This window comes from Granulicatella sp. HMSC30F09 (assembly GCF_001806915.1).
GTDB classification, from domain to species: Bacteria; Bacillota; Bacilli; order Lactobacillales; family Aerococcaceae; genus Granulicatella; species Granulicatella adiacens.
This window is the reverse complement of the sequence record NZ_KV786435.1, coordinates 28,518-43,609: the sequence shown is the minus strand read 5'-3', so window position 1 is coordinate 43,609 and position 15,092 is coordinate 28,518. Positions and strand designations below refer to the sequence as shown.

At 38.6% G+C, this 15,092-nt stretch carries 11 protein-coding genes and 1 tRNA gene; 11 read left to right on the top strand and 1 reads right to left on the bottom strand.

Annotation, left to right across the window (positions count from 1 at the left end):
• Positions 1 to 20: 20 nt before the first annotated feature.
• Positions 21 to 1,562 (top strand): ABC-F family ATP-binding cassette domain-containing protein, encoded by a 1,542-nt coding sequence (locus HMPREF3103_RS08160; RefSeq protein ID WP_070439144.1) that lies wholly within the window; start codon positions 21 to 23, stop codon positions 1,560 to 1,562.
• Between the two features lie 154 nt (positions 1,563 to 1,716).
• Entirely contained in the window at positions 1,717 to 3,579 is a 1,863-nt protein-coding gene (locus tag HMPREF3103_RS08155; RefSeq protein WP_070439141.1) for a SpaA isopeptide-forming pilin-related protein, read from the top strand.
• Positions 3,580 to 3,640: 61 nt separating this feature from the next.
• Here HMPREF3103_RS08155 and HMPREF3103_RS08150 read toward each other — a convergent pair.
• Positions 3,641 to 3,712: transfer RNA gene (locus HMPREF3103_RS08150), tRNA-Arg, on the bottom strand.
• Positions 3,713 to 3,894: 182 nt separating this feature from the next.
• Here HMPREF3103_RS08150 and HMPREF3103_RS08145 point away from each other — a divergent pair.
• The 9 genes from HMPREF3103_RS08145 to HMPREF3103_RS08105 all read left to right on the top strand — a co-directional run bounded on the left by HMPREF3103_RS08145 (position 3,895) and on the right by HMPREF3103_RS08105 (position 14,923).
• Positions 3,895 to 5,508, top strand: a complete 1,614-nt coding sequence (locus HMPREF3103_RS08145) for an Ig-like domain-containing protein (RefSeq protein ID WP_070439138.1) — start codon at positions 3,895 to 3,897, stop codon at positions 5,506 to 5,508.
• A 345-nt stretch (positions 5,509 to 5,853) separates the two neighbouring features.
• Positions 5,854 to 6,210, top strand: a complete 357-nt coding sequence (locus HMPREF3103_RS09425) for a helix-turn-helix domain-containing protein (protein WP_083278778.1) — start codon at positions 5,854 to 5,856, stop codon at positions 6,208 to 6,210.
• A gap of 142 nt (positions 6,211 to 6,352) precedes the next feature.
• Positions 6,353 to 7,372, top strand: a complete 1,020-nt coding sequence (locus HMPREF3103_RS08135; RefSeq protein ID WP_070439136.1) for a sugar-binding domain-containing protein — start codon at positions 6,353 to 6,355, stop codon at positions 7,370 to 7,372.
• Between the two features lie 28 nt (positions 7,373 to 7,400).
• Positions 7,401 to 8,402, top strand: a complete 1,002-nt coding sequence (gap, locus tag HMPREF3103_RS08130) for a type I glyceraldehyde-3-phosphate dehydrogenase (protein ID WP_005607139.1) — start codon at positions 7,401 to 7,403, stop codon at positions 8,400 to 8,402.
• A gap of 125 nt (positions 8,403 to 8,527) precedes the next feature.
• Complete coding sequence (pgk, locus tag HMPREF3103_RS08125) at positions 8,528 to 9,718, top strand: phosphoglycerate kinase (RefSeq protein WP_039849192.1); 1,191 nt, start codon at positions 8,528 to 8,530, stop codon at positions 9,716 to 9,718.
• A gap of 30 nt (positions 9,719 to 9,748) precedes the next feature.
• On the top strand, positions 9,749 to 10,504 hold the full coding sequence (gene tpiA, locus HMPREF3103_RS08120) for a triose-phosphate isomerase (RefSeq protein ID WP_005607135.1): 756 nt from the start codon (positions 9,749 to 9,751) through the stop codon (positions 10,502 to 10,504).
• Positions 10,504 to 12,033, top strand: coding sequence for a 2,3-bisphosphoglycerate-independent phosphoglycerate mutase (gene gpmI, locus HMPREF3103_RS08115; RefSeq protein ID WP_070439133.1), 1,530 nt, complete (start codon positions 10,504 to 10,506; stop codon positions 12,031 to 12,033). Before tpiA ends, gpmI begins: the two co-directional genes overlap by 1 nt.
• A gap of 86 nt (positions 12,034 to 12,119) precedes the next feature.
• Positions 12,120 to 13,421 carry a phosphopyruvate hydratase gene (gene eno / locus HMPREF3103_RS08110; RefSeq protein WP_049554534.1) on the top strand — a complete coding sequence of 434 codons (1,302 nt, stop codon included), beginning with the start codon at positions 12,120 to 12,122 and terminating at the stop codon, positions 13,419 to 13,421.
• Between the two features lie 611 nt (positions 13,422 to 14,032).
• A complete protein-coding gene (locus HMPREF3103_RS08105; protein ID WP_070439130.1) occupies positions 14,033 to 14,923 on the top strand; it encodes an ROK family protein in 891 nt (296 codons plus the stop codon).
• Positions 14,924 to 15,092 lie beyond the last annotated feature (169 nt).

The window sequence follows — 15,092 nt, the reverse complement described above, 5'->3', positions numbered from 1 at the left end:
AAAACTTAAGGAGAACGTTGATGAGTATTTTAAATGTAGAAAAATTAACACACGGATTCGGTGAAAGAGCCATCTTCAATGATGTGAGCTTTCGTCTATTAAAAGGGGAGCACATCGGACTCGTTGGAGCCAATGGTGAAGGGAAATCAACCTTCATGAATATCGTAACCGGACAATTACAACCAGACGAAGGAAAAATCGAATGGTCTAAAAATGTGAAAGTGGGTTACTTGGACCAACATACAGTGCTTGAACCAGGCATGACGGTTCGCAGCGTCCTTCAAAAAGCCTTTGACGATTTATTTGTGGCAGAAGCGCGTATCAATGAATTGTATATGGCAATGGGTGACGCAAACGAAGACGAAATGAACGCGATGCTAGAAGAAGTGGGCGAATTGCAGGAGCGATTAGATAGCCACGACTTCTATATTCTCGATGCGAAAATCGATGAAGTAGCGCGTGCGTTAGGCGTTGCAGCCTTTGGGATGGATAGCGACGTGAGCGAGCTCAGTGGTGGTCAACGTACGAAAGTATTGCTTGCAAAACTATTATTAGAAAAACCAGACATTTTATTACTCGACGAGCCGACAAACTACTTGGACGTAGAGCATATCGAATGGTTGAAACGTTACTTACAAGGATACGAAAATGCATTTATTCTAATTTCGCATGATATTCCATTCTTAAACAGTGTAGTCAACTTGATTTACCATATGGACAATCAAGAGCTGAACCGTTATGTGGGGGACTATGATCAGTTCCAAGAAGTGTATGCGATGAAGAAAGCGCAACTAGAAGCGGCGTATAACCGCCAGCAAAAAGAGATTGCGGACTTGAAGGATTTCGTAAACCGGAACAAGGCGCGCGTGGCAACACGTAATATGGCGATGTCACGTCAGAAGAAACTGGATAAGATGGAAGTCATCGAATTAGCCAGCGAGAAGCCAAAACCAAAATTCGAATTCAAGACTTCTAGAGCTCCTGGTCGTTACATCTTCCAAGCCGAAGATTTAGTGATTGGATACGATCGTCCACTAACAGGACATGTGAATCTTGAAATGGAACGTGGCCAAAAGATTGCCATTGTCGGTGCAAATGGGATTGGGAAAACGACACTACTCAAGAGTTTATTAGGAATTATTAAGCCATTGAATGGAAAAGTAACACGTGGGGACTATATCGACCTTGGGTATTTCGAACAAGAAACACCAAAAGGAAATCGTAAAACAGCCTTAGAAGAAATCTGGGATACTTTCCCATCGATGACACAACCAGAAGTACGTGCGGCGCTCGCTCGTTGTGGATTAACCAGTAAGCACATCGAGAGTCAAGTGCAAGTACTAAGTGGGGGAGAACAAGCAAAAGTTCGCTTCTGTAAGTTAATGAATGAAGAGTCAAACGTGCTCGTACTCGACGAACCGACAAACCACTTGGACGTTGATGCAAAAGAGGAATTAAAACGCGCCTTACAAGAATATAAGGGAAGCATTTTAATGGTTTGCCATGAGCCAGAATTTTATGAAGGTTTAGCAACGGATATCTGGGATTTTTCTTCATTATAAGAAGCCTGTAGACAGAAACTAGTTTCAAAATGATTAGAGGTAAGAGAAAATTCTTCTTACCTCTTTTTTGCGAGATAATATCAATAGACTTCACTCTAATAAAATTGTATATTATTCTATATTATTATGTTTATTTATAGAAGGGGAGGTAAATATGAAACAAAAACAAAAATGGCTCATTTTATTGGTTACTGTAATGTCACTCTTTTCATTAATTTTTTTAGCAAATGAACAATCCGTTGCCTCTGAAGTAAAAGAACTTGAAAAAGTCGTGACAGGTGTTACTTTATTAGATCAATTAGACAATACATTAGAACCTGACAAAGATGGAGTGTATCAATTAAGAACGAATCAAGGATATCGATTGAGAATGACCTTTGATTTGTCAAAATATAATGGGAATCTATCAAATGGTGATAATTTTAAAATAAATATTCCTGCACCTGTATCATTATACGGAAATAATGATATGGAATTAGTCGACCCTACTACTAATGTGACAATTGCGGATTTGAAGTTTAACGATAATGGAGACGAACAAGGGGGTACCATCACGGTTACTCTTAAAAATCTAGAGGAGTACTTAAAAGCGAAGGGTGCGAACGTCGTTAAGGATGTTAATGGAAATTTCTCTCTAAACTTTTTATACAAAAAAGACCTTACGAATCATAAATTAATATTAGATTCTAAGTCGTTAGTAGAGACTTTTGAACAAACCCATACAACAACGACACAACAAGTAAGACCAACAGTTGGGTATGAAAACTTCGCAAAAAATGGGGGCACAGCCCAAAAAATTTCTTGGACTTCTGATAAGCTAAAAGAAATTGGTTCAGTAAGTTCTGGTCAGTTCCTTTCAAGATGGAGAGTTCGTGTAAATACGGGGGGACAAGATAACGGTCCTAACTTGGTATTAAACGATGACTTACCAAATGACTCAAGTGTTGCAGCTATTCAATATATTCCAGAATCGTTAAAAGTGTACAGTTCTCCTTCTCTAACAGATAGAACATCTGCGACTCAAACAGACTCGGTTTTATTAACAGAAGGGGTCGAATATACCGTTAATTGGAATGAGAATTATACGAATTTTAGTGTGACTTTTAAAGATGGTTCTCAAAAATATTACGTAACTTATGATACTACGACACCAAATAATGGTGCGAAGGTAAAAAATGTTATTACACTTGCTAAACAAGATGGAACATTATTAACACAAAGAAGTAATGTTACAAGAACTGCTTTTGAAGCAACAGCAACTTCTTTGTATTCAGGGACGATTGTTGCGTCAACTGCGTATCAAATTCGAATTGTAAAAGTAGATACCTTTAAACTAAACCCTGTTGCTGGTGCAGTATATGAAATTACAGATCCAGATGGTGGAAAATTCGAAGTAACAACGAATGAAAAAGGGATTGCTACTTCAAAAGCATTTGATGCAAAATATGTTGGTCAAACTTTTACAATTAAAGAGAAAAAAGCACCTGCTGGATATGAGATTGATGACAAAACATATACATTGGTTCTTGGAAAAGATGGGGTGTCTTTAAACTTAAAAGATAAGCCAATTACGACGACAACTACGACAACGACAACAACAACGGAAGCACCAACGACAACAGTAGCGCCTACAACAACGGAAGCTCCAACGACGACGGAAGCTCCAACGACAACAGTAGCGCCTACAACAACGGAAGCACCGACGACAACAGTAGCGCCAACGACAACAGTAGCTCCAACGACAACGGAAGCTCCGACAACAACATCTGTTTCAACAACAGTTACTACGACAGAGTCTAGAACGGATAGTCTAAGCACTACTCAAAACTCAACAAGTAATTCAGGCGTCATCAACGGAATCCCTTCTGAGGACACTTCGAAGGAAGATTCTCAAAAGGACTCAGAGTTGCCAAATACTGGAACATCTGTTGGAAATACTGTTATGGTAGCGATGATGCTAATTCTTTCAGCAACAACTCTTCTTTTCTTTAGAAAAAAAGAGGCTTTCAATAAATAATAGATAAATAAAAAAAGAAGCAGAAATTTCTGCTTCTTTTTTATTGAATCAATGATTTTAGAGCCGCCTAGGGGAGTCGAACCCCTGTTATAAGAACCGGAATCTTATGTGATATCCACTACACTAAGGCGACATTCGAATAATAGTGTACCTAATTTTAAGGAGTTATGCAAGTTTGGTTTGATGAGGGTTTAAATTTTAAATAAATTCGTGTATAATAGATTTATTCTAAATTGAATTTTCTTTTTTCACCTGAGATCTATGTGAATTTTTAGCGTATTATCTGTGAAAAAGGTAAGGAGAAAGGGGATAAAAATGATTAAAAACAAGAAGTTAATTGTTCTTTTAATGACATTATTGGTTGCTCTTTTTGTAATATTTCAACAACCTAAAATAGAATCTGCGGTTGTGGATAATGTGATTACAAGAATAGATATACAAAATAGCCAAGGAGAACCTTTAACTCAGGGCGTTGGTTCTTGGGAGAACTTTCGTTTAAATGCAGAGTTTGCATTTAATAATGGTCAAGTACAGCCAGGAGATACTGCAACGATTCAATTGCCTGAAGAGGTAATATTTGTCGGAAAATCATTTGAAATTCGTGATGTGAACGGACAAGTAGTAGCGAATGCAACCATTGACTCTACAAGTAAACAAGCTATATTAACCTTTACAAACTATGTAACACAGCGTGCAAGTTTCTCAGGGAACTTCACTATGACGGTTCGTATCGACCACAATGTAGCGCGTACAGCACAACAAATTCCTTTAACAGTAACCGTAAACCACACTCCAATGTATTCAGGAGTTGTCAATTATACTGGGATTGCCGGAATGGAACCTCAAGATTTCGCTAAATCTGGTTGGCAAGATCCAAACGATAATAGCAAGTTACATTACATTATATATGTTAACCAAAATTATCTTAATTTTACGGATATAATGATTGGTGATACAATTCAATACGAAAATGCGAAGATTGATAAATCCAGCTTTAGAGTGATGTCTGGAACTTGGTATACAGATACAACAGATAATTCTATTCGTTTAGGATATCAAGAAGACGTAACAGCAAGTTATAGCCCGCAGTTTTCACCAGATGGTAAGTCATTCACATTGAGTTTGAAACCATTTAATCCAAACCGAGGTTACTATGTAAAATACGATGTGGATTTACTAGGCGCTCCAGCAAATGGAATGCTTTTAAATAACAACGCTACGATGGAAGATTCGACGGGTTGGAAATCGGTAGCAGATGCTCAAATTGTTTACCAAGAAGATGGTGGTAATGCAAGAAGTAATATTTTCAAAGTGGAATTAACGAAAAAATCAGACACTGGTGAAAAACTACAAGGTGCGGAATTCGGATTATACTATGAAGGAACATTAGTGAAAACTGCAACTTCAGATGCTAACGGTGTGGTAACATTTGATAGTTTAATCAAACCAAAATACACGATTAAAGAAACAAAAGCTCCAGCCGGATATGTTCTCTCCGAGGAAGAAATTACAGTAAACGTAGCGGATGCAGCCAATGGCGTTGTTCGTAAAGATGTAGTGAATAAGGCAGAAACCACTACTACAACTACTACAACGACAACAGAAGAACCAACAACGACTACTACTGCACCGACAACAACAACGACTACCCAATCTACAACGTCTTCAACGACTACAACGGAGTCGACAACAGAATCAACGACAACAGAAGAACCAATATCTTCATCAACAACGACAGAAACTAGTACGACTGAAGGATCTACTACAGAAACTACAGTGACACCAAGAGAGTCCACGACTACTTCTGAATCTGATCTTCCAAAAACTGGAACTTCTACAACTATTTTCACTACGATTATAGGTGCTCTTAGCGTATTAGGAGGTTTTGCGATTTTAATGAATCGTAAAGACGTAGACGTAAATCGTTAAAAATAAAATATGATTTGTATAAAAGACTGGAATGATTTCCAGTCTTTTTTGTTGAAAAGAGAGCAAAAAAGTATACGAAGAGAGCAACATTACCATATATGGTAATTACCAAATATGGTAATGTTTAAGCGGGAGGGAAAAATATGAAAATAGAACATCAGATTGACCCAAGAACGTTAGAGTTTGTGGATAGTAGACCGTATAAAGAGAAGATAAAAATGCTTGCTGCTCTTAAGCTGTTGGATAAGGAAGGATTAAGTCCTGCGATACTCGAAATGTGGGGGAATAAAACGAAGACTAAATTGAACATTCCAGTTGTATATACTAAAGAGGAGGCTTTAAAAAATGGATCAAAATCTGAAGCGTTCGATAGCAGGCTTGTCATTCGATTGGGAGAACTACGAAAAAGACTTAGATTTAGATTTCACTCTAAAAGAAATGGCAGCAAGGATTACAGAGTTGAGACTTGTGTCCGGACTCTCTCGTACCGAGTTTGCAGAAAAGGTTGGGATAAAACCAGCACATTTGTCACGGTTAGTTTCAGGACACCATAATCCCTCGATTTTATATTTGGAGAAGATAGCTCAAAAAGTCGGAGCCCATTTAGAAATTTCTTTTGTGATGGACGACGGAGAAACCTGCCATGAAAAGATTAATAAGCAAATCGGGACGAAATGTGTCCCTGTGTATCATAGATCTTAACCAATTTGTAATATGCGTATAGTTGCATTTTTATTGTTTTATGGTAAAATATACATGTATTCAGCAATAGACGTTCAAAGATACTAGAAAAATAGTGGGACGTAATTAGGCCCTGTTAGGAAGCGATTGGAGGAAGGTTTCGATGAATTATCTTAATCTATCTCATTTGTTGGTTCCAGAAAGCAGGGTTGCACTTCAAACGCGCTTTCGTATTTTACAAGCTATTGCAACGTATCAACCCATTGGACGTAGGGCACTTGCAAAAGTGGTTCAAATGTCTGAGAGAACACTTCGTAATGAATGTGAGGCGATGAAGAAATTAGACCTCATCGAAGTGAAAGGCGTAGGAATGCATCTTACGGAAATTGGCGAATTTATATTAGAACGTTCGGATGATTTAAAAAACAACTTTATTCAGATGAGTCTGGTGGAACATAAGGTGGCTAAAACCTTAGGCGTTCAGTATGTAAAAGTTGTAGATGATCCGGAAAAAACATCTGAGTTGGTACAAGAAATTATGGATGTGCTTTTACCGCTTGGAACTTCCATTATTGCCATCACGGGTGGTCAAACGATGGTCCGTGTCAGCGAAGGGTTCACAAAAGAGATTTCTGTGAATCGAGATCTTACAATTGTTCCTGCAAGAGGGGGAATGTTTGGTTCGATGCTGATTCAGGCGAATAATGTCAGTGAAAAAATGGCAACTGGAATTGGTGCCCATCATGAAGCGCTCTTTGTTCCAGAACATGTCCAACAAGCAACTTATACGCCCTTAATGCAAGAACCTTCCGTCGCAAAGACGATTGGTCTCATGAAAAAGGCGGAGTGTTTGTTATATAGCGTTGGAAGTGCTATTATTATGGGAGAGAGACGTGGCCTCTTGGAAGAACAAATGGCTACGTTAAAAGAGAAGAAAGCAATTGGCGAAGCATTCGGTTGTTTCTTCGATGCAGAAGGAAATGTGGTGTTAAAAATTCCACGAGTAGGGCTGCATCTTAGTGATTTATCTACGATTCCACATTCGATTGCTGTTGTGGAAGGCGAAGAGAAGGCAGCTGCTTTAAAAGCATATGCCAAATTAGCTCCGGTAGATCGCACCTGGTTTGTGATTGACAAGGAGACATCAGAGTTGGTTTTGAACGGGGCAACCCGCAAAAAATAAAATAAAAATTCCTAGGAGGAAAAACTATATGACAGTTAAAGTTGGTATTAACGGTTTCGGACGTATCGGTCGTTTAGCATTCCGTCGTATTCAAGATGTGGAAGGATTAGAAGTTGTTGCAATCAATGACTTAACAGACGCTAAGCAATTAGCTCACTTGTTAAAATATGATTCAACTCAAGGACGTTTCAACGGTGAAGTTGAAGTGTTAGATGGTGCTTTCCGCGTTAACGGTAAAGAAGTTAAAGTACTTGCTAACCGTAATCCTGAAGAATTACCATGGGGTGAACTAGGCGTTGATATCGTATTAGAATGTACTGGTTTCTTCACTTCTAAAGAAAAAGCTGAATTACACTTAAAAGGTGGCGCTAAACGCGTTGTTATCTCTGCTCCTGGTGGAAATGACGTTCCTACTGTTGTATTCAACACAAACCACGACATTTTAACAGGTAAAGAAACTGTTATCTCTGGTGCTTCATGTACTACAAACTGCTTAGCTCCAATGGCTAAAGCATTAAACGATAAATTTGGTGTTGTTGAAGGTTTAATGACAACAATCCACGGTTACACTGGTGACCAAAACACATTAGACGCACCTCACGCAAAAGGTGACTTACGTCGTGCTCGTGCTGCAGCAGTAAACATCGTTCCTAATACAACAGGTGCTGCTAAAGCTATCGGATTAGTAATCCCAGAATTAAACGGAAAATTAGACGGAGCTGCACAACGTGTTCCTGTTCCAACAGGTTCATTAACTGAATTAGTAACAGTTTTAGAAAAACCAGTTACTGCTGAAGAAATTAACGCAGCTATGAAAGAATTAGCAAATGAATCTTACGGTTACACTGAAGATCCAATCGTTTCTTCTGATATCGTAGGTATCACTTATGGTTCATTATTCGATGCAACTCAAACTAAAGTAATGACTGTAGGCGACAAACAATTAGTTAAAACTGTTGCTTGGTACGATAACGAAATGTCATACACTGCACAATTAGTTCGTACTTTAGAATACTTTGCAAAACTATAATTTAAACTATAGATTTGGCTAATCGTATCTATTTTCTCAGGGCGATGGAAGCATTCGCTTCCTCGCCCTGTTTTCATAATGTGAGTAATGCACTCGCTCCAAATAAAAATGTAGGAGGCTATTTTATGGCTAAAAAAATCGTTACAGACTTACAAGTTGAAGGCAAAAAAGTTTTAGTTCGTGTGGACTTTAACGTACCTTTGAAAGATGGCGTGATTACAGACGACAACCGTATCGTTCAAGCATTGCCAACAATCAAATACTTAGTTGACCACAATGCGAAAGTGATTTTATTCTCTCACTTAGGTAAAGTGAAATCAGAAGAAGACAAAGCTAAATTGAGCTTACGTCCAGTTGCAGAACGCTTATCTGAGTTATTAGAAAAACCAGTGACTTTCGTTCCAGAAACTCGTGGAGAAAAGTTAGAAGCTGCTATTAATGCACTTAACGAAGGCGATGTTTTATTATTCGAAAATACTCGTTTCGAAGATTTAGATGGTAAAAAAGAATCTAAAAACGACCCTGAATTAGGTAAATATTGGGCTTCTTTAGGCGACTTATTCGTTAACGATGCATTCGGTACAGCTCACCGTGCGCATGCTTCAAACGTTGGTATTGCAAGCCAATTAGAATCAGCTGCTGGATTCTTGATGGAAAAAGAAATCAAATTTATCGGTGGCGCAGTAGATAATCCAGAACGTCCATTCGTGGCTATCTTAGGTGGAGCGAAAGTTTCAGACAAGATTGGAGTTATCAACAGCTTATTAGACAAAGCGGATAAAGTTCTTATCGGTGGAGGAATGGCGTACACATTCTTCAAAGCAATGGGACGTGAAGTGGGTCTTTCATTATTAGAATTAGACCGCGTTGAATTAGCAAAAGAAATTATGGAAAAAGCTGGCGACAAATTAGTATTACCAATCGATAACGTTGTTGCTAAAGAATTCTCTAACGATGCAGTCGCTACAATCGTTGCTTCAGATGCAATCCCAGCAGATCAAGAAGGGCTTGATATTGGACCTAAGACAGTTGAATTATTTGCAAGCTACTTAAAAGATGCAAAAACTGTTGTATGGAATGGACCAATGGGTGTATTCGAATTACCAAACTTTGCTAAAGGAACTATCGGTGTATGTGAAGCGATTGCGAACCTTGAAGGCGCAACTACAATCATCGGTGGTGGGGACTCAGCTGCTGCTGCAATCTCACTAGGCTACGCTGACAAATTCACTCACATTTCAACAGGTGGTGGAGCTTCTCTAGAATATCTAGAAGGTAAAGAACTACCAGGTGTTGCTGCTATCAGTGATAAATAATTTTAAACATTAAAAGGAGATGTTGTGTATATGCGTAAACCAATTATTGCCGGAAACTGGAAAATGAATAAAAACCCAAAAGAAACTCAAGCTTTTGTGGAAGCTGTTGTTGGTAAATTACCTTCAGGCGAACGTGTAGAAAGTGCTATTGCTGCTCCTGCAGTGGACTTAGTTACTTTATTAGAATATGCGAAAGGTTCAGAATTAAAAGTAGCTGCTGAAAACTGCTACTTTGAAGATGCTGGTGCTTTCACAGGTGAAACTTCACCTAAAGTATTAGCTGAAATGGGCGTGCACTACGTAGTCATCGGTCACTCAGAACGTCGTGAATACTTCCACGAAACTGACGAAGATATCAACAAAAAAGCACATGCTATTTTCAGAAACGGCTTAACACCAATCATTTGTTGTGGAGAAACATTAGAAACTTACGAAGCAGGAAAAGCTTCTGAATTCGTAGGTGGACAAGTTTCTGCAGCATTGAAAGGTTTATCAAACGAACAAGTATCATCATTAGTGATTGCTTATGAACCAATCTGGGCTATCGGAACTGGTAAATCAGCATCTCAAGATGACGCTCAAAAAATGTGTAAAGTTGTTCGTGACGTAGTAGCAGCTGACTTCGGTCAAGAAGTTGCTGACAAAGTTCGCGTGCAATACGGTGGATCTGTAAAACCAGAAAACATTGCTGAATACATGGCTTGTCCAGATGTGGACGGAGCTCTTGTAGGTGGAGCAAGCTTACAACCAGATTCATTCTTAGCATTATTGGAGGCAGTAAAATAATGGCAAAATCACCAGTTGCAATCATTATCTTAGATGGTTTCGGATGGAGACCAGAAGTTGAAGGTAATGCCGTTGCACAAGCAAAAAAACCAAATTTTGATCGTTATTATAACGAATTCCCTCATACAACATTAAAAGCTTCTGGATTAGATGTAGGTCTACCAGATGGCCAAATGGGGAACTCAGAAGTAGGTCATACAAACATCGGTGCTGGACGTATCGTTTACCAAAGCTTAACTCGTATCGACAAAGCGATTTTAGATGGTGAATTCGAGTCAAACCCAGCATTAAATGGTGCGTTTAACCACGTGAAAGAAAACGGCTCTGCATTACACTTATTCGGATTATTATCTGATGGTGGGGTACACAGCCACATCAACCATTTATTAGCATTAGTGGAAACAGCTAAAGCAAAAGGAATCGACAAAGTGTACATTCATGCATTCATGGATGGACGTGACGTAGACCCTAAAGCTGGTCCTTCTTACATCAAAACATTAGAAGATAAATTAGCTGAAGTAGGCGTTGGAGAAATCGCAACAGTGTCAGGTCGTTACTATGCAATGGACCGTGACAAACGTTGGGAACGTGTGAAATTAGCTTATGATGCCATTGCTCATAGCGAAGGACCACAATTCGAAAGCGCACAAGCAGTTATCGAAGATAGCTATGCTAAAGACGTTACAGATGAATTCGTTATTCCATCAGTAATCGTTAAAGATGGCAAACCAGTGGCAAAAGTTGAAAACAACGATGCAATCATCTTCTTCAACTTCCGTCCTGACCGTGCAATCCAATTATCAAATGCGTTCACTGATAAAGAGTGGACAAACTTTGACCGTGGTGCACGTGCTACAAATGTTAAATTTGTGACAATGACTTTATATAACCCAAGCGTGGATGCAGAAGTAGCATTCCCACCAATTCCAATGACAAACGTTCTTGGTGAAGTGTTATCTAAAGCAGGTCTTGCACAATTACGTATTGCTGAAACTGAAAAATATCCACACGTAACATTCTTCATGAATGGTGGACGTAACGAAGAATTCCCTGGCGAAAATCGTATTTTAATTCCTTCTCCAAAGGTTGCAACTTACGACTTAAAACCAGAAATGAGTGCTTATGAAGTAGGAGATGCATTATACAATTCAATCATCAATGATGAAAATGATGCCATCATCTTGAACTTTGCAAACCCAGATATGGTTGGACACTCAGGAATGTTAGAACCAACTATCAAAGCGATTGAAGCAGTGGACGAAAACTTAGGTAAAGTGGTGGATGCCATCCTTGAAAAAGGCGGTAGCGCAATTATCTTTGCGGACCACGGTAACTCAGAAACAATGATTACACCAGAAGGAACACCACATACTGCACATACTACAGTGCCAGTACCAGTGATTGTTACGAAGAAAGGTGTTACATTGCGTGAGGGTGGACGTTTAGCAGACGTTGCTCCAACAATGCTTGATCTTTTAAATGTTGAAAAACCAGCAGAAATGACTGGTGAAACATTGATTGAAAAATAAAGAAAACCTTAGGAATTCTTGAAAGTCTATAGTTTTTCGATTAAAATAATAACGTACAAAATAAAATTTAAAGGAGTTAATAAATCATGCCATTTATTACAGATGTATTAGCAAGAGAAGTACTAGACTCACGTGGAAACCCAACAATCGAAGTTGAAGTTTACACAGAAAGTGGAGCGTTCGGACGCGGTATGGTTCCTTCAGGAGCTTCAACTGGTGAATACGAAGCAGTTGAATTACGTGACGGCGACAAATCTCGTTACTTAGGAAAAGGAGTTCAAAAAGCAGTTGACAATGTGAACAACATTATCGCTGAAGCTATCTTAGGTTATGATGTTCGTGAGCAAATGGCGATCGACAAATTAATGATCGAATTAGATGGTACTCCAAACAAAGGTAAATTAGGAGCTAACGCAATCTTAGGCGTATCTATCGCTGTAGCACGCGCAGCTGCTGACTACTTAGATCAACCTTTATACCAATACTTAGGCGGATTCAACACTAAAGTATTACCAACACCAATGATGAACATCGTTAACGGTGGATCTCACTCAGATGCTCCAATCGCATTCCAAGAGTTCATGATTTTACCAGTTGGTGCGCCAACATTCAAAGAAGCTTTACGTTGGGGTGCTGAAGTATTCCACGCATTGAAAGCTATCTTACACGACCGTGGTTTAGTAACTGCTGTAGGTGACGAAGGTGGTTTCGCTCCAACATTCGAAGGAACTGAAGATGCTGTAGAAACAATCTTAGCTGCAATCAAAAAAGTAGGTCTAGAACCTGGTAAAGATGTATTCTTAGGATTTGACTGTGCTTCATCAGAATTCTTCAAAGATGGCGTATATGATTACACAATCTTCGAAGGTGAAAAAGGTGCTAAACGTACTCCTGCTGAACAAGTAGAATACTTAGCTGAATTAGTTGAAAAATACCCAATCATCACAATCGAAGACGGCTGTGACGAAAACGACTGGGATGGATGGAAATTATTAACTGAACGCTTAGGCGGTAAAGTTCAATTAGTTGGTGACGACTTATTTGTAACTAACACTGAAATCTTATCTCGTGGTATCGAAAAAGGTATTGCAAACTCAATCTTAATCAAAGTAAACCAAATCGGTACTTTAACTGAAACATTCAACGCAATTGAAATGGCTCAAAAAGCTGGTTACACTGCAGTTGTTTCACACCGTTCTGGTGAAACTGAAGATTCAACAATTGCTGACATCGCAGTTGCAACAAACGCTGGACAAATCAAGACTGGTTCATTAAGCCGTACAGACCGTATTGCTAAATACAACCAATTATTACGTATCGAAGATCAATTAGGTGACTTAGCTGTTTACCAAGGTCTATCAGCGTTCTACAACTTAAAAAATAAATAATTCCTAGGAATTACGGAGGGAAAGCAAATTGCTTTCCCTCCTTTTTTTGTGCAAAAATTGAGAGATTCTACCGAAGGTTGAAGGGATAAGAAACAGCGCTTATTTTATAAAGAGTTACTATTTAATGAATGAGTTTGAAAAATGATAACCTGATTGATAGCCGTTTGAATATAGTGGATTTTGTGATGAGGCACCGCCTCGAGCCCAAGGTCTCTCGGTCTTCGAAGCTTCAAATAGGGAGTAGTGGATGAATCCACAACTCCCTCTAATTCACATTCGATGCTTTTTCCCATCACTCATTCCACTATAACGGCTATCTTCGGTTATCATTTTTCAATGCAATTCAATTATTAGTTTTCTAACATAAGCGCTGTTTCTTATCCTTAGGTGTGAAATAAGACAATTTTTGCGAAGAAAAGAGGGAGGAGTAGAGAGAAGGAGAGAATGTTAGAAAAAGACAGCAAAACGGCTATCAATAAGGTTATCATTTTTTAAAATGTTTTAAGGAGAGCAAAATAGTTATAGTAAACCGCAAGAAAGGATAAGAGCTTTTGGAGATTTCATTGTAAAATAAATTTAGAAACGAAATCAAAATGAATGGAGGGGTTTTGATGAAAGTAGCAGTTGGCGTTGATATTGGGGGAACAAAAGTAGCTGTTGCGTTGATTAATGAGAAGGGAGAAATTGTTAGTCGTTCTCAAAGACCTAGCCAAACTGAGAGTGCAGAAAGTTTGTATCAGGGAGTGGTCCAACTCATTCAAGAGGTACTCGAAGAAAATGATTTACGTATTCAAGATACATACGGTATTGGTGTTGGTTTGCCAGGGAAAGTGGATGTGGAAAATGGGGTAGCTGTTTTCCAAAATAATATTCCTTGGGCAAATTTTCCAGTCGTAGAACGATTAAAACAAACATTCGGCGATATTCCAGTACGCATTGACAATGACGTAAAAGTGGCTGCTTATGCGGAATATCGATTACTTCATTTAAAATCGTCTGACATGTTTGGTTATGTTACTGTATCAACAGGGATTGCAGCGACTAACATTGTCAATAATACGATTTTACGCGGGGAAGGTTTTTCAGGAGAAATTGGGTTTCTAAAAGTTCCGTACTTTGAATGTTTAGAATCGTTAGAGGGAGCTTGTTCAGGTGTGGCTATTGAGCGTACGGGGAGAGAGTTGTATGAAGATGTAGCCTTAACTACAAAAGATGTTTTTGAAAAATGGAGATCTGGGGAAGAAGCGGCAAATAGAATCATTGAGGAGACTGCAAAAGGGCTAGCTAGTGCATTGCATGGAATGGTTTGCCTTCTGGATCCAAAAGTGATTGTATTCGGGGGTAGCGTTTCAAATTACAATCCAGACTTTATTGAATTGATTAAAGAGGAATTGGGACTTCTCTTGCATCACGAACAAAAACATATTTTAGAAAATATAAAAGCATCCACCATTAAGGGAGACAATGGAATTATTGGAGCGGGACTTCTTGTAGTAGAATAAGCAAACGATAAAAAGTGCTAGGATTCCTAGCACTTTTTTATTTACCTTACTTTTTGCGGTGTGAGATAAACTATTTTAGTAAATTTATCTCATAGAAATCCTTTTGATTATCAAAAAAACATCAGTTTATTGAAAGGATAGTGGGGAATCACATTGAATGTGAATTAGG